Source organism: Campylobacter sp. BCW_4321 (genome assembly GCF_001763075.1).
Taxonomy (GTDB): domain Bacteria; phylum Campylobacterota; class Campylobacteria; order Campylobacterales; family Campylobacteraceae; genus Campylobacter_D; species Campylobacter_D jejuni.
In genome coordinates, this window is record NZ_MJYA01000035.1 from 69,483 (window position 1) to 90,846 (window position 21,364).

Below are 21,364 nucleotides of genomic sequence, written 5' to 3' on the forward strand. Positions count from 1 at the left end.
AAATATCCTTAAAATAATTATCATTAATATAAATTTATAAATAAAAAAACCGATAACAATATAAATTAATTTAAAAAGATTTAAGATGAAAATAGATACTTTGACAAAAAATTTTAGCAATTATCAAACACAAATAAACAAAGACAATGATTTGGTAAGTAATGTTCATAGTGACAATGTGGTTAAAATTCAAATTTCAGATGAAGCAAGAAGTTTAAGTCAAACAAATTCAAAAAATGAAAAAGAATATGAAATCAAAGTAAGTCAAGAAAAAATAGAAAACCACAAAGACCAAAATTCCATCCAAAGTAGCAAAGGTGGCGTAAATCCCGCATTAGAGGCTTTAATAGCAAAATTAGCTGAAATTTTAGCTAAAATTGCAGAACTTACTCAAAAAATGACAAACGCTAACGAACAAATGAAAACGACATTTCAAAAACAAATTGATGTGCTAAAATCTCAAGCAGATGTAATTCAAGCTCAAATTCAAGAACTCCAAAGCCAACAAGCTTGATTATATTTTTTCAAAAGTTTAAGAATGCTATAATGATGCATTTTTAAACTTTTTCAAGGAAAAATATGACTTATCTAGAAATCGAAGGCACAAATCATCTAAGCGGAAATGTTACAATAAGCGGAGCAAAAAATGCCGCCCTACCCTTGATCGTTTCAAGCATACTTGCCAAAAACGAAGTAAAAATCAACAATGTTCCTAATGTTGCTGATATAAAAACTCTTATATCTTTACTAGAAAATTTAGGAGCTAAGGTCAATTTTGAAAACAATAGTGCTTTATTAAACACAATCACTCTTAATCAAACTATAGCCAAATATGACATTGTGCGTAAAATGCGTGCTTCCATACTTACTCTAGGGCCTTTACTTGCTCGTTTTGGACATTGTGAAGTATCTTTACCTGGAGGATGCGCTATAGGACAAAGACCTATTGATTTACATCTTTTAGCCTTGGAAAAAATGGGGGCAAATATACAAATCAAACAAGGTTATGTCGTAGCTAGTGGAAATTTAAAAGGCAATGAAATTCTTTTTGATAAAATCACGGTTACAGGTAGCGAAAACATCATCATGGCAGCAGCTTTAGCTAAAGGTAAAACTAAACTCTTAAATGTTGCAAAAGAACCCGAAGTAGTTCAACTTTGCGAAGTTTTAAAAGACGCAGGACTTGAAATCAAAGGCATAGGTGCAGATGAGCTTGAAATTTATGGTAGTGATGGGGAACTTTTAGAATTTAAAGAATTTAGCGTTATACCTGATAGAATTGAAGCAGGAACTTATCTTTGTGCAGGGGCTATTACAAATTCTAAAATTACTTTAGATAAAGTTAACGCCACTCATCTTAGTGCAGTTTTAGCAAAACTTCATCAAATGGGTTTTGAAACTCTGATTGCAGAAGATGGTATCACCCTACTTCCTGCTAAAGAAATTAAACCTGTAGAAATCATGACAAGTGAATATCCAGGCTTTCCAACCGATATGCAAGCGCAGTTTATGGCATTAGCCTTAAAAGCTAATGGAACTAGTATTATCGATGAAAGACTATTTGAAAATCGTTTCATGCATGTAAGTGAACTTTTAAGAATGGGTGCGGATATTAAACTCAATGGTCATATTGCTACTATAGTAGGCGGAAAAGAACTTAACGCTGCTGATGTCATGGCTACAGATTTGCGTGCTTCCTCAGCCCTTATCTTAGCAGCTCTTGCAGCTAAAGGTACAAGCAAAGTCCATAGAATTTACCATCTTGATAGGGGGTATGAAAATTTAGAAGAAAAATTTAAAGGTTTAGGTGTAAAAATCACAAGGCTTGAAGAATGAAAAATATCTTTGAAACCTTAAAAGACTTAGAAAATCAAATTTCATGCTTAGATGAAAGTGAACTTATTAGCCTTGAAAAAGCAAAAGATAGAATTTTAGCTAAAGATTTATATGCTAGAAAAAATCTACCCAGTTTTGACAATGCTGCTCTTGATGGCTATGCTTTTAATTATGCTGATATCAATGAGGCTTTGGAAATTAAAGGAACTATTTTTGCAGGAGATAAAAATTTTTATACAGTTGCTAAAAATGAATGCTATAAAATCATGACAGGGGCTAAAATGCCCAAAAATGCTGATACTATCTTAATGCTAGAAGATGAGTATATAGAAGAAAATAAACTCATCATTAAAAAAGCTCCTAAACAATACAATGCCTATCGTTATAAAGGCGAAGAATTAAAAAAAGGTGAACTTTTACTTCAAAAAGGCACTAAACTTAATGATAAACATATCGCCCTACTTGCTTCTCAAGGGCTTTATAAAATAGAAGTCATAAGAAAAATTCGCATAGGTATTTTTTCAAGTGGAAATGAGCTAAAAGAACCTTGGCAAGAATGTGATGAAGAAAGTATTTATAATGCCAATGCTTTGCCTTTACTAACCATGCTTCAAAATGCTTCTTATTTAGGTATTATCAAAGATAATTTTAAAAGCACTAAAGAGGCTTTAAAAAATACAAATTTTGATCTTTTAATCACTTCAGGAGGTGCAAGCGTTGGCGAGGCTGATTTTATGGAAAAAGCTTTAGATGAATTAGGCTTTACTCCGCTTTTTAAAGGTTTAAAAGCACGCCCTGCAAGGCCTACTAAGCTTTATCAAAAGGGTAAAAATTTCGTATTGATTTTACCAGGAAATCCTATGGCAGCTTATCTTTCTTGTTTTATTTTTACTAAAAAAATCATTGATTTATTAAGTGGAAACCTAGATAATCCTTTAACATTTTACGCCAAAATGGGTATGGATTTAAAGCTTAAAAGTGGAAGAAATAATCTCATCTTAGGAAATTTAGAAAAAGATATTTTTACACCATTTAATGAAAATAAATTTGGATCTGGTATGATACTTCCACTTATTAAAAGTGAGTTTTTACTTATAAGCGAAGAAAATACAAGTGAATTAAAAAAAGGTGATGAAATCACGCTTTTAAAAATATAATGTTTGTGTTTTTCACAAACATTAGCTTAATTTATCCTCATCATCATGATCATGGATATATTGTTCATCATTTTCCAAGGTGTCAACAAAACGCCCTATCCTTTCCCAGCGAACATTTTTATCTTTATCCCAAGAGAAATATACAAACCAAGGTTTACCTACTATCAACTTATAAGGAACAGAACCCCAAAAACGACTATCATAAGAATAATCGCGATTATCACCCATCATGAAATACTCATTTTCAGGTACATCAAAAACATAAGCATTTCCGCCACTAAAACCTATATGATTTCCAAGTTCTTTAATATAAGTTGGAGACATAGCAAAATCACCTATGCTAAGAAAGCGCAAGATATCACTTTCTATATCTTTTTTTGGATCATAATGAATGCCTTTTTGTTTATAAGGTTCTTTTACATAAATTTGCCCTCCAAGAGTAACAAGATCATTTGGATAATGTTCTTTCATAAAATCATCACCTTCATGCATTCTTACATAAAGTGTTTTATTTGCATAAACTATCCTATCTCCTCCTGTACCTACACAACGCTTTACAAAGTGTTCTTTTTCATTTCTAGGGTTTCTAAAAACAACTATATCTCCTCTTTGTGGCCCTTGTGCTTTTATCAAATGTCCATTTTTATTAAAATCTGGCAAAACAGGAATTTCCAACCAAGGAATATGAGGAGTTGGGATACCATAGCTAAATTTTTTAACAAATAAAAAATCCCCCACTAATAAGGTGTTTTTCATAGAACCAGAAGGAATAACAAAAGCTTGTATAAAGAAAAAAATCACCAAAAGAACAATAACTACAGTTCCAGTCCAAGACTGCGAAAATTTATATAATCTCTTTAAAAATTCCATAGATTTTTCCTAATTAAGTCTATTTTTAGCAGATTTAACTGTATTTTCTAAAAGCATGGCTATAGTCATAGGACCTACTCCACCTGGAACAGGAGTTATATAACTAGATTTTTTAGATACTTCTTCAAAATCTACATCTCCAACTATCTTTCCACTTTCAAGACGATTGATTCCAACATCAATAACAATCACTCCTTCTTTTACCATATCTGATCGAAGTAAATTCACACAACCTGCTGCTACTATAATCAAATCAGCCTGTCTAGTATAAAAGCTCAAATCTTTGGTTTTGATATGACAAACGCTTACTGTAGCTCCAGCATTTAAAAGCATAGTAGCCATAGGACGACCTACTATATTTGAAGCACCTATAATAACAGCGTCTTTTCCTTCTAAATCAATTTCATAAGCCCGTAAAAGCTTCATAACTCCAAGTGGAGTACAAGGCAAAAACCCAGTTTCTAAGCCTAAATTTAAATATCCTACATTAATAGGATGAAAACCATCAACATCTTTACTGCTTATAATGCTTTCAAGTATTAAATCTTTACAAATATGATCAGGCAAAGGAAGCTGAACCAAAATTCCATGAACACTATCATCGTGATTTAAGGTATTAATCAATGCCAAAAGTTCATTTTGCGTAGTATTTTCATTAAGATGATAAACTAAAGATTTAATTCCACATTCTTCGCAGGCTTTAGCCTTAGATTTTACATAAGTTTGACTTGCAGGATTATCTCCAACCAAGATAACAGCTAAACAGCTTTCAATCCCTTTGCTTTTTAAAAATTGATTTTTTTCTTTTAATTCTTCTTTAATTTTTGCGCTCAAAGCTTTACCATCAAGCAAAGTCATTATTTTCCTTCTATAAATTTAATCACTTTTTTAAAGTAAAAATTGTATCATATTAAAACTTCATTAACAAGGTGAAACTTTGAAAATTGTTTTAATGTTTTTTTTATTTAGTATTAGTCTTTTTGGTGCTGATTTTATCACTCTTAAAGAATACTCTAAAATGCTTTATGAAAATCCAAGGGGTATTAGTTGTAAAGAATGTCATGGAGCAGATGGAAGCGAACAAATTTTAGGATATTATATGAAAAATGGTATTAAAACAGCTTATAAAGTTCCAAGTATACAAAATCTTAGTTTTGAGAATTTTAAAAATTCTCTTAATCAGAGTAAAGACGCAAAATCAATCATGCCAAATTACTCTTTAACAAATGATGAAATTGTAACTTTATATAATTACATCAAGCAATTTAGCAAGGAAGAAAAATGACAAACAAAAAAGCTTTTAAAGAAGCGTGTAAATTCATCGCAGGTGGTGTAAATTCTCCAGTTCGTGCTTTTGCAAATGTTCAAAGTGAGCCAAAATTTATTTCCCATGGAAAAGGTGCTTATATTTTCGATATAGATGGAAATTCTTATATAGACTATGTTCAAAGCTGGGGGCCTTTACTTTTTGGACATTGCGATAAAGATATACAAAAAGCTTGTCAAAAAGCACTTCATAAAGGTTCAAGTTTTGGAGCTCCGACTTTATTAGAAACTGAACTTGCCAAACTTGTTTTATCTGATTTTCCTCATTTAGAAAAAATCCGCTTTGTAAGTAGTGGAACAGAAGCAACCATGAGTGCTATTCGTCTTGCCCGTGGCTTTACTAAAAAAGATAAAATTTTAAAATTTGAAGGATGTTATCACGGGCATTCTGATTCATTATTGGTGAGTGCAGGAAGTGGTGCTGCTACTTTTAACTCTCCTAGCTCCTTGGGTGTTTTAGAAGATGTAGCTAAACACACTTTAGTAGCAAAATATAATGATATAAATAGCGTTAAAGAGCTTTTTGAAAAAAATAAAGATATTGCATGTGTTATCATTGAGCCTATTGCTGGAAATATGGGGTTAGTTCCAGCTAAACAAGATTTTTTAGAAGAACTTGCTAAGATCTGTAAAAACAATCAAACTCTGCTGATTTTTGATGAAGTAATGAGTGGATATAGAGCATCTTACCTTGGTTCCTATGGAATCAATCATATCCAAGCAGATATAATTACTTTTGGCAAAGTAATAGGAGGCGGTCTACCTGCAGCAGCATTTGCTTCTAGAGCTCAAATTATGGATATTTTAAGTCCTTTGGGTGGAGTCTATCAAGCAGGAACTTTAAGTGGAAATCCTTTGGCAATGGCTGCAGGTATAGCAAGTCTTACAAAAGCCAAAAAGAAAATCAAGCTTTATGACAAGCTTGGAAAATTAGCAAAAAAACTTACCCAAGGAATGAAAAAATTAGCAGATGAAAAAGGACTTCCGCTACAAGTTTGTCATGTAGGTTCTATGTTTGGATACTTTTTCACCAAAAATCCTGTATCAAACTACCAAGATGCATTAAAATCTGATCTAGCATTATTTTCAAAATTTCACAAAAATATGCTTGAAAATGGAGTTTATTTAGCGCCTTCTCAATTTGAAACAAGCTTTATATGTTCAAAAATGGATGATAAAATTATAGATACAACATTAGAGGCTGTTAGGGAAAGCTTTAAAAGAATATGAGCAATATTTTAAAAGAAGAAAAAAATCACTTAGAAAATTCCAACAGCAAAAGACAAAAAATCATTCGCAAAACTCTTGAAGCTGCGGATGGTTTAAGTCTTGGTATCTCTATGGTTATTGCTGTATTTATAGGTGTGGGAATAGGATATTTGCTTAAAAAATTTACTCCTTATCCTTGGCTTTTTTGGCTTGGAGTTTTTTGGGGGATCAGTGCTGCTATACTTAATGTTTATAAAGCTTATAAAGTTCAAGTAAAAAGCTATGAAGAATTTAAAGAAAGAGATGAGTTGATCAAAGAAAAAATTCAAAAAGAAAAGAACAAATAATGGAACATAAAAAAGCTCTATTTTGTATTTTTGCCATTATTCATTTATTTTTTTGGATCATATTTTTATCGTTAAATCATTTTAAATTAGACACATTTTTAAGCTATGAAATAGCTTTTTTTAGTGTTTTATTGATTATTTTTGCTTCTTATTTAAATTATAAAAAAGTCATTATAAAAAAATCAAAAAATTATGAAAAAGATTTTAATTTCATTTCATCGCTTTTTATCAAAAAAAAACAAAATTTATCAAAAATTATTCATTTTAAAGTTCTAAAAGACGATTTAAAGCCAAATATTAAAGAGAAAATCCATTTTTTTACTATGTTTTTTACTCTCTTTAAATTGATGGCTTATGTAATATTGGTTGCTGGATTTTTATTTTTACATCGCCAAGATAAATTAGATATCTTTGCTTATATTTGTGGAATTTCATCCTTGCTAGTTTGTGTGTTTATTTTTATTTTATATATAAAAAAGTATGAGTCCAAAAAAAATTATTAAATCAATGACAGCACTTTTTGCTGGTATGGCATTTTTATTTGCAGGTAATGCCTTGATAGTAAGCTCTATAGGTGTTATATTAAAAGAAAACGGAGAAAGTTCTTTAGCTGTTGGAGTAGTAAGTTCTTGTTTTTTTATAGGCGCTCTTGTTGGAACCATCAGTGCTCATAAAATTATTTCTCGTATAGGTCATATACGCTCTTTTGGGCTATTTGGGGCTATTTTTGGAATTTCAGCTATGCTTCATACAGTAAGCGAAAATCTTATTTTTTGGGCTGTTTTAAGATTTTTCATAGGAATTTGCTACTATGGTCTTTTAATGGTCATAGAATCATGGCTTAATGAAAAAAGCAAAAATGCCATTCGATCTAGAATTTTAGGTTTTTATGAAATTGTTTTTTATCTTGCATTTGGTATTGGAGTTTTAATCATAGCGTTAAATTTAAGCAAACATAGTGTATTTATCCTCAGTGCAACTTTAATTTTACTTTCATCTTTACCTTTAAATCTAATTAAAATCAAAGAACCTGTTTTGCCCGCATCAAGTCCTATTTCTATACCTAAAATTTTTGATATAGCTCCTTTAGCTATCGTCACAAGCTTTATAGCCGGAATGCTTATAAATGGCTTTTTTTCTATGGCATCTTTATTTATACTTTTGCAAGGTTTTGATACAAAAGCGGTTTCTTATTTTATATTTTGTGGGGTTTTAGGTGGTTTTATTGCACAAACCATCATAGGAACTATTTCAGATAAACTTGGTCGCAAATTTGCCATTATCACTTGCGCAAGCATAGGATTTATCACTATGCTTATATTTATCTTTTTTAAACTTCATTTGTATATGCAATATTTTTTAGGAATTACTCTTGGTATAGGAATATTTTGTTTATATGCTTTAGCACTTGCTAGAGCAAATGATGTTTTAGTAAGCAAAAATAAAGGCGTAGAGTTAGGTCGTGGGGTTCTTTTTTGCTATTCTTTGGGCTCTTTGTTTGGCCCTTTAATTTTAGGTTTTTTAATGCAATACTTTGAAATCAAAGGTTTTATATGGTTTTATATAGTTTCTTTAGCATTTTTAATTCTTTTTGCTATCAATAAACCAAATATTTTAAATAAAAAATTTAAGAAAAAGCCTGGAAATATGGTGATATTTGATGATTAATACTCAACTAGCAAGTCAAATTGCCAATACGCAAAAAAATGATTTAAAAGTAGATAACTCTACTTCAAAAGATAAAACAAATTTAAAGGACAATCCAAAAGAAGCACTTGCGCAAGCTTTAAAGCAAAATTTAGGTTTAAGCAAGGACGCTAGCAGTGAAGAAATACTAGCAAAATTTGTTCAAAATGAAACAGGCACCAAATTAAAAGAACTTGTTAATAAACTTTTAGATCAAATCAATGCTCAAAAAAACCCCGATTCCCCTGTGCTTAAACAAGGAAAAAATTTAAATTTAGCTCCTAATTTTGCTAATGAATTAAAAACTTTAAGCACAGAACTTGCAAAAAGCGATACTTTTACACAAGTTTTAGACAGATTAAATCAAATTTTAAAACCTGCCAGTGAAATAAAAAACAACAACTTAGCTCCTTTGTTTAAAAATTCAGGCGTATTTTTAGAAGCTAAATTAAAAGATGCCCTAAACGAAGAATTGCTGCCCAAAAGTTTTCACTCTCTTTTAAGTACAATCAAAGGTCTTAGTAGTGAAAAACTAAGTATTCAGATAGCCCAACTTGCAAATGCAAATTTAAACCCAAAAGAAACTTTAAAAGAATTAAAAAATATTATTAATTCTAGCAAAAATGAAAATAAGCAAATTTTAAATCAAAGTTCTTTTAAAGCACTTTTAAATTTAAGTTCTAAATTGGAAAATTTTAAAAATTATATAAGTAAAAATCCCAGTCATGCTCAAGAAAAAATCACCCCTATGGCTAATAAAATTTTAAAAGAATTAAATTCCATCAAAAATGATTTTTTCAAAGCTCTTAATAAGCCAGAAAATTTAATGATAAAAGATCCAAACATCCTTAAGCAAACTGCTACCGCCTTTGAAAAACTTGAAAATACTTTAAAAAATATACTAGGCAATCAAGCTTCTAAAATACAAGATAAAGAAAATATTTTAGAAAATCTTTTAAGTAACAAAGAAAATATCAAAGAAGAAAAACTTAATCATAACACAAAAAACCAAGATGAAGAAAAACATATAAAAGCATCAAAAGAAGAAAATCTCACAGATGATACCAAGCAAGATTCAAAATTAGATTCTGATATAAAAACCCACGAAGAAGATACCCAAGATACAAAAAATGATATTCAAAACAATGAAACAGAAAATAATCCAGACAATGATATAAAAAATTCTACTCCAAACCAAGAAAAAATTAAAGATGAAAAACAAGAAAAATCAAAAGAAAATATCAAAGAAAATCCAAAATTTTATGAAACAAAAACAGAAAACAAAACTTCAATCAATACAAATAATCCTAACACAAACAATATGCAAAATTTAAATAATTCTCAAAATATTCAATCTAACAATAACCAAACTATGCAAAATATTTTTAAAAATCAGGAATTTATAAAACAAAATATTGTAAAAAATTTAGCATTTAATGTAGAAAATTTAGATCTAGAACAAGTGCAAGATTTAAGTAAAAATTTAAGCAATCTTTCTCGTAGACTTAATGAAAGCTTAAAAGAACTTGAACCCTATACTCAAAATGCCAAGCTTAATCAAGCAGAACTTAAAAATCTCGAACACAAACTCAATCTTTCTATCAAAGATCTAGCGCAAATTAAACCAAAAACAGAACAAGATATAGCTGAATCTTTACATCATGATGTAAAATCAACACTTTTGCAAATTTCAAATTTAGCTAAAAATGAAGGCAATGAAGCTGTATACAATCAAGCTAATCGTCTTTTAGCGCAAATTGAAATCAATCAGCTTATGTCTTTAGCTAATGATTCTATCAATACTTATCTGCCTTTTTCTTGGGATGATTTAAATGATTCTAAAATTATGTTTAGACGCGGAAAAAAGGACAAATTTTTTGCTCAGATTAAACTCGAATTTGCAAAACTTGGGGATTTGGAAATTCTTATTTCTTTAAATAATGAAAAATATATAGATATTAATATTATGGCAGAAAATATTGAATTTAGAAAAACCATCTATGAAAATGCCCATGAGCTTAAAAGAAATATCAATAAAGCAGGACTTTTAAGTGCAAATTTCTTTGTAGGTGATATCATAAGAAGTAAATTTGATACTAGAAATATGAAAAATTTAGATCTTGAAATGGGTATGGATAAAAAAGTATGAGCAAAATCAAAAGATCGATTAAAAAAGCTGTAGCTCTAGGCTATCAAAAAGAAAAAAACTCTGCACCAAAAGTGCTTGCAAGTGGCAAAGGCGAAAGTGCTGCTAAAATTATTTCTTTAGCCAAGGAACACGGAGTTCCTATTAAAGAAGATGAAGATTTAATAGAAATTTTAAGCAAGCTTGACTTAGGTGATGAAATTCCACCTAATATGTATAAAGCTGTAGCTGAAGTTTTTGCCTTTATCTATCAAATGGCAAATAAAACTCCTAAAAACTAATCCGCTATTTTTTCTCCAAATTTAATACCCTGCCCTACTTTTAAATTAAAAGTTAAAAGTCCTTTTTGAGAGATTAAAACTATAGTAGAACCTAGCTCAAAATTTCCTAGTTCTCCGCCTTTTTTGAAATTTAAATTTTCATATTTTCTAGTAAAATTATGAGAAATTTTAGCATTGGTTTGTATGCTTGCATCAAAATTAAAACGCATTTTTCCTACATTTTGCGCTCCTACAAAAACAAGCCAAAAAATACCTTTTTCATTTTGACATTTTAAACTCACTCTTTCATTTTTTACATATAAATTACTAATGCGTTCTAAATGTTTTTCATTTACGCTATAAAGCACTCCACTTGTGTAAGTTGCACTTAAAATTTGCATATCACAAGGGCTGTGATAACGATGATAATCTTTTGGAGAAAGATAAATATTGACATAATCAAGCCCATTTTTAAGTTCATCTTTTTCAAAGCTATCTTTTAAAAGCTCCTCAACGCTATAAGCATGTCCTTTTATAGAAAAAGCAAAATGTTCTTCATTTGCTAAAAAAGTACTTCCACACTCTAAAATTTTACCATCACTTGGACTGATAAAACCTTCTTCAAGTTTCCTTGGAATTTGCAAAGTTCTTGTAAAAAGAGCATTTAAACTCTCGTATTCACAAGGAGCTTTAAATTCACTCATATCGATATTAAAATACTTAACATAATTTTCATTAATAACTTTTTGTATCATTTTGGGAAATTTAATCCCCGCTACAAAACCAAAAAGCCTCGAACTTTCTTTTGAAAAACTCATTTTTTTCCTTTTAAATTTAAAATCACTATTTCACTCGGAGCAAAAACTCTAAGACTTGGCCCCCAAAATCCTGCTCCACTACTCACATAAAGCTTAGTTTTTTCTCCTAAATCATAAAGCCCATGAACAAAACCTTGCTGAAGTTTAACTAAAAACATAAAAGGGAAAATTTGCCCTCCATGCGTATGCCCACTTAAAACAAGGTCAAAATCACTTAAATCATAAAGCAAAGCTGTTTTGGGTTGATGTGTGAGTAAAATACTAGCTTTACTTGTATTTAAATCCACTTTTATTCTTGCTAAATCAGGAGCATATAAACCCTTATCAAGCCCGGCTAAATCTCCAAGTCCAGCAATATTTATAAAACCTAAATCTAAATTTTGATTGACTAAAATTTTCATATTAGTATGTTTTCTAAGTAAATCCAAAACTTTATTGATACCATGATAATACTCATGATTTCCCAAGGCATAAAAAGTTCCATAAGTGGAATTAAAATCATTAAGTTTTGAGATGTAATTTTTTAAATCTTTAGGATTAGTATCAATCAGATCTCCTACTATTACAACCATATCAGGACTTTGCAAATTCACTTTAGTGATGAGCTTATCTAAAAAATTTTCATGCAAATTTTTACCCAAATGTATATCAGTAAGCATGACAATTTTTAAATCTTGTTTAAGATTTGGTATTTCAACATCAACACTCTTTACTTCAGGTGTTTTTAGAGCATTATTTATACTTATATAAATTAAAAACACACTTAAAACTATAAGAGAAAGCTCAAAAATCAAACGCAAAATAAGATTATATTTTTTATCTCTTTTACCCATAAGAGCTAAAATCAATTTAATAAAATCCCAAGCTAAAGTCATAAAAAACAAACAATAAGTTGGCGCATAAAGCATGGCTAAAATTTCATACCAAGTATCACTTAAATATTCATCTCTACGAAATATTAAAAACACAGCTTGGGCTAAAAAAAGCACAATAAAAATAAAGGCAAAAATTTTATAAAAATACTTAAAAAGAGTAATTTTCTTGATTAATCTTTTATAAATATAAACATTTGCTAAGCCAAAAATCAATAATACAATGAAAGAAAAAATTAAAAATATCATAAAAGTATTATAACCAAGTAAAATTAAATATCCGTATAAATTTTTCTGTTATAATAAACTTTTAAATAATTTTAAAGGCTATAAAATGTACCGTTTTGCACCTTCTCCCACAGGTGATATGCACATAGGAAATTTACGCGCAGCAATTTTTAATTATATCTGTGCAAGACAAAAAAATATGGATTTTATCTTACGTATTGAAGATACTGATAAGGCTAGAAATATAGCAGGAAAAGAAGAAGAAATCAAAGAAATTTTAAATCTTTTTGGTATTTCATGGCAGCATTACTATATACAAAGTGAAAATTTAAAATTCCATCGCCAAATGGCTTTAAAACTTATAAGTGAAAAGAAAGCTTTTGCTTGTTTTTGCACCGAAGAAGAACTTGAAGCAAAAAAAGAGCTAGCTAAAAAACAAGGTAAAGCTTATCGCTACGATGGCACTTGTGAAAAACTAGCCGATATCGATGTTTTAGAATGTGAAAAACCCTTTGTTATCCGTCTTAAAAAACCTACTCACACTATGAAATTTACAGATTTTATCAAAGGTGAATTAAGTTTTGAACCTGAAAATATAGACTCTTTTGTGATTATGAGAACGGATAAAACTCCAACTTATAATTTTGCTTGTGCGGTTGATGATATGCTTGAAAATGTTACTTGTATTATACGCGGAGAAGATCATGTTTCAAACACTCCAAAACAAGAACATATCCGCGCAAGTTTAGACTATAACAAAGCCATAACTTATGCGCACTTGCCTATCATTTTAAACGAAGAAGGTGTTAAAATGAGCAAAAGAGAAGCACATTCTTCTGTAAAATGGCTACTTGAAAGTGGAATTTTACCTAGTGCAATCGCAAATTATCTTATCATGCTAGGCAATAAAACTCCTTGTGAAATTTTTACCTTAGAAGAAGCTATAAAATGGTTTGATATTTCTAAAGTTTCAAAAGCTCCAGCAAGATTTGATCTTAAAAAACTTTTGCAAATTAATCGTGAACATATCAAAATGATAAAAGATGATGAGCTTAATAAAACTTTAGATTTAAACAAAGATCTTGCACAACTTGCTAAATTTTACACTCAAGAAGCAAGCACCACAAAAGAACTTAAAGAAAAAATGCGAGCTATTTTCAACACAAAAGACTTTGGAGAGTTTGAAACAGAATGTAAAATTTTAAAAGAACTCTTAAAAGATATTGAACTTTTTGAAAACTATGAAGATTTTAAAAATGAACTTTTAAGCAAAAGCGGCTTAAAAGGTAAAAAATTTTTCATGCCTTTAAGGATAATTTTAACAGGAAATATTCACGGACCTGAGCTTAGCGATCTTTATCCTTATATTAAAAATTTTATTCACGAATTAGCAAGGATTTAATTATGGTTATAGACTCTTTTATTATTTCTATTTTTCAAGTACTACAAATTGTCATTAACATTTATACTTGGATTATTATTATCACGGCACTTTTAAGCTGGGTAAATCCTGATCCTTATAATCCTATAGTGCAAATTTTATATAAACTAAGCTACCCTGCTTACGCCTTAGTTAGAAAAATTCCAACACGCATTGGTAATATTGATCTTGCACCTTTGATTATAGTCTTAGCATTGCAGTTTCTTGGTATTTTTCTTGGGAATATCTTAAGGAGTATATTGTGATAAAAAAAATACTCGTTTTTTTATTTATTTTTTCAAGTTTAAATGCTACACAATATAGCATAGAAAAACTCAAAAAAGAAGAAAATTCACTTGCTAAGGATTATTATATTTATAGGCTTTTAGAAAAAAATAAAATCAGTAAAAAAGATGCACAGGATTTAAATTCTCATATTTTTCGCTATATAGGAAAAATTAAATCCGAACTTGAAAAAATCATCCCTTTAAAGCCTTATATCAACCCAAAATATGCTAAATGCTATACCTATACAGCAAATACTATCTTAGATGCAAATTTAACTTGTCAAAGTGTGCGCTTAAATTCATTAGTTTTTATAGCGAGTTTAAATTCCAAAGACCGAACTACTTTAGCTCAAACCTTTGAAAATCAAAGACCTGATTTGACAAATTTATTGCTAGCTTTTAATACTTCTGATCCTATGAGCTATATAGCACAAAAAGAAGATATTAATGGTTTTTTTAAACTTTATAATTATTCTAAAAAATACGACTTAGATTTAAATACAAGTTTAGTCAATAAACTACCAAACCACATTGGTTTTAAAGATTTTGCACAAAATATTATTATTAAAAAAGAAAATCCAAAATTTAGACATTCTATGCTAGAAATAAATCCTGAAAATGTAAGTGAAGATTCTGCTTTCTATTTAGGAGTCAATGCCTTAACTTATGATAAAACAGAGCTTGCTTATGACTTTTTTAAAAAGGCGGCTCAAAGTTTTAAATCGCAAAGCAATAAAGACAATGCTATATTTTGGATGTGGTTGATTAAAAACAATGAAGAAGATTTAAAAACTTTATCGCAAAGTTCTTCTTTAAATATTTATAGTCTTTACGCAAAAGAACTTACTAACACACCTTTTCCAAAGATAGAAAGCCTTAATCCAAGCAAGAAAAAAAATAATTTTAATATGCAAGATCCTTTTGCTTGGCAAAAAATAAACAAACAAATTCGCGATGCTAATGCAAGTCAACTAGATGTCTTGGCAAAAGAATTTGACACACAAGAAACCTTGCCTATTTATGCTTACATATTAGAACGCAAAAATAATTTTAAAAAACATTATTTTATAATGCCTTATTATGACAATATAAAAGACTATAATAAAACAAGACAAGCTTTAATTTTGGCTATTGCCAGACAAGAAAGTCGTTTTATTCCAACTGCTATTTCAGTTTCTTATGCTTTAGGCATGATGCAATTTATGCCATTTTTAGCCAATCACATAGGGGAAAAAGAATTAAAAATTCCAAATTTCGATCAAGATTTTATGTTTAAACCTGAAATAGCATATTACTTTGGAAACTATCATCTAAATTACCTTGAATCACGTTTAAAATCTCCACTTTTTGTCGCTTATGCTTATAATGGTGGTATAGGATTTACTAACCGTATGCTTGCAAGAAATGATATGTTTAAGACGGGCAAATTTGAGCCTTTCTTGTCTATGGAGCTAGTTCCTTATCAAGAAAGCCGAATTTACGGAAAAAAAGTTCTAGCTAATTATATTGTGTATCGACATCTTCTGAACGATAGTATAAAGATTTCGGATATTTTTGAAAATTTAATTCAAAACAAGGCAAATGATCTAAACAAATCTTAGCTACAAGCCTAGTCTCTTCCTTGACACTAGGAAGAGATACTTTAAAATAATCAGTATAGTTATTTTGTATTATATATTTTAAATACTCATCATCCAGTTTTTCAATATTGGCTTTTTTATTATTGATAAAAACTTCTAAATTTTGAATTTTTAATGTATTTGGAGTAAAAGACAAGGCCAATACATCATCTTTACTTATCTTGTCTAGAATTGGGTTTAAATAAGACATGGTTATAATGGCATTAATCTTATCTTGTGTGATTTTGTATTTTTGAGTAAACATTAAAGTTTGAGATTTTAAATTTGTATCCACAATCGCCTGATCTTTTAAAGAACAAGCTCCAAGCAAAAAAGTACCTAAAATTACACTATAAATTTTCATTCTTTTTCCATATTTTTTAGTATTATTGTAGCCTTTTAACCCTATTTTTTGGTTTAAAAAGATATAATTTTACAAAAAAAATTAAGAGTATATTTTATGAAACAACTTATCATAGCTTTTAGCGGGCCTTCAAATTCAGGAAAAACTACACTCATCACCAAAATAGCTGATAATTTTTTGCAACAAAATTTAAAAGTTTTAATCATTAAACATGATCCTGCCGATAAATCTCAATTTGATTTTAACGGTAAAGATAGTTTTAAATTTTTTCAAAGCGGAGCTGAAGTCATGGTTTTAAGCCCTACAAGAACAACTTTTTTTTCTCATGAAAATAGAGATATTTTAAAAGCTTTAAAATTAAGCCCTGATTTTGACATTTGTTTGGTTGAAGGATTGAAAACTCTTGATTTACCACGCATTAGCGTATTTTGCAAAGAAATTGATGAAAGTTATTTTACTTTTTCAAACGCCATTGCAAGCTATGAAAAAATTTCTCACCCTTATCTTACTTGGCTTGATTTAAACGATATACAAGCTATTTGTCAATATATACTTAAAAATGCTAAAAATTTACAAGGAGAATTATAAAATGCAAGAAGTGATTTCTTATATACAAAAAGCTGTTTTAGAAATTTCTAACGCTTTAAAATTTCCCGATACAAGCTACAGTCAAAATCAAAATTTTACAGGCGATACCCAACTCAAATTTGATGTTTTAAGCGATGAAATCATCACAAAAACCCTAAGTCAATGTTCAAGCATTAAAGCCATCATAAGTGAAGAAAAAGACGAAATTTTAACGCTTAATAAAAAAGCAAATTTTATCGTAGCTTATGATCCTTTAGATGGTTCTAGCTTAATGGATGTTAATTTTGCTATAGGTTCTATTTTTGCCATCTATGAAGAAAAAGCAAATGCCAAAAATTTAAGAGCTGCACTTTATAGTATGTATGGAGCGCGCTTAGAACTTGTGATTTGCAAAGATCAACCAAAACTTTATCGCCTAAATGCAAATAATGAATTTATTTTTATAAAAGATCTTAAAATGAATGAAAAAGGCAAAATTAATGCTACAGGCGGAACGCAAAAATTTTGGGAAGAAAAACACGCTAAATTTGTCAAAAGTCTTTTTGATGAAGGATATCGCTTAAGATATTCTGGGGCTATGGTAAGCGATATCAATCAAATTTTATTAAAAGGGGGTGGGATTTTTAGTTATCCTGCAACACAAGATGCGCCTAATGGCAAACTTCGTGCTTTTTTTGAAGTCTTTCCTTTAGCCTTTATTATAGAAAAAGCAGGCGGAAAAACCACAAATGGAAAAAATCACTCCTTACTTGAACTTGAATTTGATAAAATCCATGCTACAACTCCTTGTTTTTTTGGCTCAGAATATGAAATTTCAAAACTTTTAAAGGCTTACAATGAGTGAGATTAGAGATGAATTTGAACTTGATATGGATAAAAAGAAAGAAATTTTACTTTCATGTCAAAACTCAAAAAACCTAAACTCTTGTTATAATTGCAATGAAATTTTTAACTGCCAAACTAGAAAAAATTATGTTGATGCAGTCTATAATAGTATGTCTAAGGGTAAAACCGAAGGCGGATTTGACTTTTAAAGGAAAAAAATGCGTTATATTACAACACCAATTTATTATGTAAATGATGTACCTCATTTAGGTCATGCTTATACTACCATCATAGCCGATACTTTAGCAAGATTTTATCGTTTGCAAGGACATGAAACAAGATTTCTAACAGGAACAGATGAGCATGGACAAAAAATCGAAGAAGCTGCCAAACTAAGAAATTCCACTCCTCAAGAATATGCTGATAAAATCAGTTTTGAATTTAAAAAATTATGGGATGAATTTGAAATCACCTATGATATTTACGCAAGAACAACTGATACAAGACATATTGAATTTGTTAAAGCTATGTTTTTAAAAATGTGGCAAAAAGGTGATATTTATAAAGATGAATACGAAGGACACTATTGTATTTCTTGTGAAAGCTTTTTTACTCAAAGTCAGCTTATCAATGATTGTTCTTGTCCGGATTGTGGCAAACAAACTAGAATTTTAAAAGAGGAAAGCTATTTTTTCAAACTTTCAAAATATCAAGATAAAATTTTACAATGGTATGAAGAAAAAGATCCCATCCTACCAAAAAACAAAAAAAACGAACTTATAAATTTTGTCCAAAGCGGCCTTAAAGATCTTTCTATTACAAGAACAAGTTTTGATTGGGGGATTAAACTGCCTCAAGAAATTAATGATGATAAACATATTATTTATGTATGGCTTGATGCACTTTTTATCTATATAAGTTCGCTTGATTTTCAAAGCAAGGGAGAAAATGCTAAATTTTGGCCTGCGCATGTGCATTTAGTAGGAAAAGATATCTTGCGTTTTCATGCCATTTATTGGCCAGCTTTTTTAATGAGCGTGGATTTGCCTTTGCCAAAATTTATAGGTGCACATGGCTGGTGGACTAAAGAAGGTGAAAAAATGAGCAAATCTAAAGGCAATGTTGTAAAACCTAAAGAAATAGTTGATGCTTATGGAAGCGAAGCTTTTAGGTATTTCTTGCTTAGAGAAGTACCTTTTGGTAATGATGGGGATTTTAGCGAAAATATGCTGATAAATCGTATCAATGCTGAACTAAGCAATGAATTTGGAAATTTACTTAATCGCATTATAGGTATGAGTACAAAATATTCTCAAGGAAATATTTCAAAAGAAAGTGTTTTAAAATTTTACAATGCTGAATTAAATCAAGTAAAAGAACACTTAAATTTAGCGGTAGAATTTTTAGAAAACTTACAGTGTAATCGTTATTTAGAAGAACTTTTTAAAGCCTTAAGTGTGGCAAATTTAGCCATTAGCAAATACGAACCTTGGAATTTAATCAAAGAAAACAAACACGAACAAGCTAATGCTTTAGTAGCACTTTGTGCAAATATTTTAGCTAAAACAAGTCTTTTGCTAAGCCCTGCTCTACCAAAATCTTGTCAAAAAGTAGCTTTGGCTTTAAATTTTGAAATTTCGTCTGCAAATTACGCAAAAATGATACTTGATAATAAACTTTTAGATTTTAAAGCAAATCCTTGTGAAGCTTTATTTCCAAAAGTAGAAAAAGCTCTTTTAAAACAAGAAATTAAAGAAGAACCTAAAAAAGAAGAAAGTCCTAAAATAAAAATCGATGATTTTGCAAAAATTGAAATCAAAGTTGCTAAGGTACTTGATTGTCAAAATATAGAAGGGAGTGAAAAACTTTTAAAATTTCAACTCGAACTTGACAATAAAGAGATCCGTCAAGTACTCTCAGGCATAGCAAAATACTATAAAGCCAGTGATTTAATCGGTAAACAAGTATGTGTTATAAGTAATCTTAAAAAAGCTAAAATTTTTGGACATGAAAGCGATGGTATGATACTTTCTGCAAAAAGCGGAGATAAACTTGTTTTAATCACCCCTGAACAACTTGTGCAAAACGGTTCTTTAGTAGGCTAAAATATGCAAATTAGCAATTTAGGTGAACTTTTAAACGCGACACTCGTTCATGAAGGTAGCGTTTTAAGCGTGGAAGGTTTTGCCATAAATTTAAACGAACTTAAAGCAGGCTTTGCCTTCTTTAATAACGATAAAAAAGAAATTACCCAAGCTGTAAAAAAAGGCGCTTATGCTATAATTACAGAAAATGACATTACTATTGAAGATAAAGACATTTTTTACTTTAGAGTAGAAAATCTAGAACAAGCTCTTGTAAGATTTTTACGCTTTTTTTGTGAAGATAAAGAATGTGAATTTTTACTTTTTAAATCTTACGAACTAAGTCTTTGCAAGGCTTTTTATTTTAACATTTTAAAAGGAAATATTTTTGCTGATTTTGAAAAACTAATCAAAGCAAAAAAGGGTGAAATTTTTTGCTACTGTGAAGAAAATTACTTAAATAAACTTTGTGCCTATTCTCATAGTCTAAAAGATGCTAATTTTACTTTATTATCGCGATCTAGCTTTTTTTTTACAACTTTGATTTGTGAAAATTTATATTTTAAAAATCTTAATTTACCTTTTTTTTACGCAAATAGTTTTGCAAAAATTATTTCTTTTTTAAAAGAAAAAAATCAAAAAATAATATTTGACTTTAATAAGATTGATGATTTTAAAATTTATTTTATTGATGATAAATTTGAAATCACTCCTTTTGGTTCAAGCTCTCAAGCGTTTATTGTAAGCAACAACCAAAATACCTTTGAATTCTGGAAAGAAAAATTTAAAAACATAAAAGACTTTAAAATTGCTTCTAAAAATTCTTTATTTTGTGATTTTTCCTATAATCAGCTTTCAGATTTAAGAAAATTAAAAAATTTTAAATATTGTTTAATTCTTGAAAATTATGATATTTTTGAACAAGAATTTGAAAACAAAGAAAATCAAACCCCAAGCTTATTTTAAATTCACTCCTTCATTTTCAAGCAAAAATCTTTTTATTTCAAGCCCTCCATTATATCCTCCTATGCCATTGCTTGCAATAACTCTATGACAAGGTATAAAAATAGGAATTTGATTTTTAGAATTTGCATTTCCGACAGCTCTAAAAGCTTTTGGATGATTAATTTTTTCTGCTATATCTTTATAAGTAGCTATTTTACCATAAGGAATTTTCATTAAAGCCTTATAAACCTTTGATTCAAAATCTGTACCTTGTATCAAAACAGGAATGCTAAATTTTCTAAGCTTATGAGTAAAATATAAATCAAGTTCATATTTTGCTAAGTCAAGCAAACTACAATTTTTTTCTGATCTTTTATTATCACAAAAATCGACTCTAGTTAAAAATTTTCCATCACTATGTAAAGATAGGTAACATAAAGGCATTTTATAATAAACTTTAAACATTTTTTATCCTTC

24 protein-coding genes are annotated in these 21,364 nt (G+C 29.4%); 18 read left to right on the top strand and 6 right to left on the bottom strand.

Annotated features, from left to right (window positions below):
• Positions 1-85: 85 nt before the first annotated feature.
• The 3 genes from fspA2 (at position 86) to AJN58_RS05405 (ending at position 2,993) form a co-directional block, all read left to right on the top strand.
• On the top strand, positions 86-514 hold the full coding sequence (gene fspA2, locus AJN58_RS05395) for a flagellum-secreted nonflagellar protein FspA2 (protein WP_070233343.1): 429 nt from the start codon (positions 86-88) through the stop codon (positions 512-514).
• 65 nt (positions 515-579) lie between these two features.
• Positions 580-1,836: a UDP-N-acetylglucosamine 1-carboxyvinyltransferase gene (murA, locus tag AJN58_RS05400; RefSeq protein ID WP_070233342.1), complete on the top strand. Its 1,257-nt coding sequence runs from the start codon at positions 580-582 to the stop codon at positions 1,834-1,836.
• Positions 1,833-2,993: a molybdopterin molybdotransferase MoeA gene (locus tag AJN58_RS05405; RefSeq protein WP_070233341.1), complete on the top strand. Its 1,161-nt coding sequence runs from the start codon at positions 1,833-1,835 to the stop codon at positions 2,991-2,993. The genes murA and AJN58_RS05405 overlap by 4 nt, the downstream gene beginning before the upstream one ends.
• A gap of 21 nt (positions 2,994-3,014) precedes the next feature.
• Here AJN58_RS05405 and lepB read toward each other — a convergent pair whose 3' ends face one another.
• Together lepB and folD are read right to left on the bottom strand one after the other, a co-directional pair.
• Positions 3,015-3,863 carry a signal peptidase I gene (lepB, locus tag AJN58_RS05410; RefSeq protein WP_070233340.1) on the bottom strand — a complete coding sequence of 283 codons (849 nt, stop codon included), beginning with the start codon at positions 3,861-3,863 and terminating at the stop codon, positions 3,015-3,017.
• 9 nt (positions 3,864-3,872) lie between these two features.
• A complete protein-coding gene (gene folD, locus AJN58_RS05415; protein WP_052950044.1) occupies positions 3,873-4,721 on the bottom strand; it encodes a bifunctional methylenetetrahydrofolate dehydrogenase/methenyltetrahydrofolate cyclohydrolase FolD in 849 nt (282 codons plus the stop codon).
• A gap of 79 nt (positions 4,722-4,800) precedes the next feature.
• Here folD and AJN58_RS05420 point away from each other — a divergent pair, with 79 nt between their 5' ends.
• From AJN58_RS05420 to AJN58_RS05450, 7 genes are read left to right on the top strand one after another with little or no spacing between them, the layout of a single operon-like run.
• Positions 4,801-5,148, top strand: coding sequence for a c-type cytochrome (locus AJN58_RS05420; protein ID WP_002852485.1), 348 nt, complete (start codon positions 4,801-4,803; stop codon positions 5,146-5,148).
• Positions 5,145-6,419 (top strand): glutamate-1-semialdehyde 2,1-aminomutase, encoded by a 1,275-nt coding sequence (hemL, locus tag AJN58_RS05425; RefSeq protein WP_070292067.1) that lies wholly within the window; start codon positions 5,145-5,147, stop codon positions 6,417-6,419. The genes AJN58_RS05420 and hemL overlap by 4 nt, the downstream gene beginning before the upstream one ends.
• On the top strand, positions 6,416-6,745 hold the full coding sequence (locus AJN58_RS05430; RefSeq protein WP_044780763.1) for an AtpZ/AtpI family protein: 330 nt from the start codon (positions 6,416-6,418) through the stop codon (positions 6,743-6,745). The genes hemL and AJN58_RS05430 overlap by 4 nt, the downstream gene beginning before the upstream one ends.
• Positions 6,745-7,248 carry a hypothetical protein gene (locus tag AJN58_RS05435; protein ID WP_070233338.1) on the top strand — a complete coding sequence of 168 codons (504 nt, stop codon included), beginning with the start codon at positions 6,745-6,747 and terminating at the stop codon, positions 7,246-7,248. Before AJN58_RS05430 ends, AJN58_RS05435 begins: the two co-directional genes overlap by 1 nt.
• Positions 7,226-8,413, top strand: coding sequence for an MFS transporter (locus AJN58_RS05440; RefSeq protein ID WP_070233337.1), 1,188 nt, complete (start codon positions 7,226-7,228; stop codon positions 8,411-8,413). Before AJN58_RS05435 ends, AJN58_RS05440 begins: the two co-directional genes overlap by 23 nt.
• Positions 8,406-10,580 (top strand): flagellar hook-length control protein FliK, encoded by a 2,175-nt coding sequence (locus tag AJN58_RS05445; RefSeq protein ID WP_070278579.1) that lies wholly within the window; start codon positions 8,406-8,408, stop codon positions 10,578-10,580. The genes AJN58_RS05440 and AJN58_RS05445 overlap by 8 nt, the downstream gene beginning before the upstream one ends.
• Complete coding sequence (locus AJN58_RS05450) at positions 10,577-10,858, top strand: FlhB-like flagellar biosynthesis protein (protein ID WP_002852641.1); 282 nt, start codon at positions 10,577-10,579, stop codon at positions 10,856-10,858. The genes AJN58_RS05445 and AJN58_RS05450 overlap by 4 nt, the downstream gene beginning before the upstream one ends.
• Here AJN58_RS05450 and AJN58_RS05455 read toward each other — a convergent pair.
• Positions 10,855-11,655, bottom strand: a complete 801-nt coding sequence (locus tag AJN58_RS05455; protein ID WP_070233335.1) for a phosphatidylserine decarboxylase — start codon at positions 11,653-11,655, stop codon at positions 10,855-10,857. The genes AJN58_RS05450 and AJN58_RS05455 overlap by 4 nt on opposite strands.
• Positions 11,652-12,776, bottom strand: a complete 1,125-nt coding sequence (locus AJN58_RS05460) for a metallophosphoesterase (protein WP_070233334.1) — start codon at positions 12,774-12,776, stop codon at positions 11,652-11,654. Before AJN58_RS05460 ends, AJN58_RS05455 begins: the two co-directional genes overlap by 4 nt.
• Positions 12,777-12,861: 85 nt before the next feature.
• On the opposite strand from AJN58_RS05460, the gene gltX reads away from it, so the two are divergent.
• Genes gltX through AJN58_RS05475 form a run of 3 tightly spaced genes read left to right on the top strand, consistent with a single transcriptional unit; the run spans position 12,862 to position 16,063 of the window.
• The gene (gene gltX, locus AJN58_RS05465) at positions 12,862-14,157 is read left to right on the top strand and encodes a glutamate--tRNA ligase (protein ID WP_044780349.1); all 1,296 of its coding nucleotides are present in this window, start codon (positions 12,862-12,864) and stop codon (positions 14,155-14,157) included.
• Between the two features lie 2 nt (positions 14,158-14,159).
• Positions 14,160-14,441: a YggT family protein gene (locus AJN58_RS05470; protein ID WP_002852501.1), complete on the top strand. Its 282-nt coding sequence runs from the start codon at positions 14,160-14,162 to the stop codon at positions 14,439-14,441.
• Positions 14,438-16,063: a lytic transglycosylase domain-containing protein gene (locus tag AJN58_RS05475; protein ID WP_083265168.1), complete on the top strand. Its 1,626-nt coding sequence runs from the start codon at positions 14,438-14,440 to the stop codon at positions 16,061-16,063. The genes AJN58_RS05470 and AJN58_RS05475 overlap by 4 nt, the downstream gene beginning before the upstream one ends.
• Here the strand turns inward: AJN58_RS05475 and AJN58_RS05480 are convergent.
• Complete coding sequence (locus AJN58_RS05480) at positions 15,960-16,445, bottom strand: hypothetical protein (protein WP_070276264.1); 486 nt, start codon at positions 16,443-16,445, stop codon at positions 15,960-15,962. The genes AJN58_RS05475 and AJN58_RS05480 overlap by 104 nt on opposite strands.
• Positions 16,446-16,541: 96 nt before the next feature.
• On the opposite strand from AJN58_RS05480, the gene mobB reads away from it, so the two are divergent.
• The 5 genes from mobB to AJN58_RS05505 are packed head-to-tail and all read left to right on the top strand — an operon-like array spanning position 16,542 to position 20,908.
• Positions 16,542-17,033 carry a molybdopterin-guanine dinucleotide biosynthesis protein B gene (gene mobB, locus AJN58_RS05485; RefSeq protein WP_070233331.1) on the top strand — a complete coding sequence of 164 codons (492 nt, stop codon included), beginning with the start codon at positions 16,542-16,544 and terminating at the stop codon, positions 17,031-17,033.
• Between the two features lies 1 nt (position 17,034).
• Entirely contained in the window at positions 17,035-17,877 is an 843-nt protein-coding gene (locus AJN58_RS05490; protein WP_002861480.1) for a class 1 fructose-bisphosphatase, read from the top strand.
• Complete coding sequence (locus tag AJN58_RS05495; RefSeq protein WP_070248169.1) at positions 17,870-18,067, top strand: hypothetical protein; 198 nt, start codon at positions 17,870-17,872, stop codon at positions 18,065-18,067. Before AJN58_RS05490 ends, AJN58_RS05495 begins: the two co-directional genes overlap by 8 nt.
• A 9-nt stretch (positions 18,068-18,076) precedes the next feature.
• Positions 18,077-19,963: a methionine--tRNA ligase gene (gene metG, locus AJN58_RS05500; protein WP_070233330.1), complete on the top strand. Its 1,887-nt coding sequence runs from the start codon at positions 18,077-18,079 to the stop codon at positions 19,961-19,963.
• Positions 19,964-19,966: 3 nt separating this feature from the next.
• Positions 19,967-20,908 (top strand): hypothetical protein, encoded by a 942-nt coding sequence (locus AJN58_RS05505; protein ID WP_002861477.1) that lies wholly within the window; start codon positions 19,967-19,969, stop codon positions 20,906-20,908.
• On the opposite strand, the gene AJN58_RS05510 is transcribed toward AJN58_RS05505, so the two are convergent.
• Entirely contained in the window at positions 20,900-21,352 is a 453-nt protein-coding gene (locus AJN58_RS05510; RefSeq protein WP_002856786.1) for a methylated-DNA--[protein]-cysteine S-methyltransferase, read from the bottom strand. The two genes, AJN58_RS05505 and AJN58_RS05510, sit on opposite strands and share 9 nt — an antisense overlap.
• Positions 21,353-21,364: the final 12 nt, after the last annotated feature.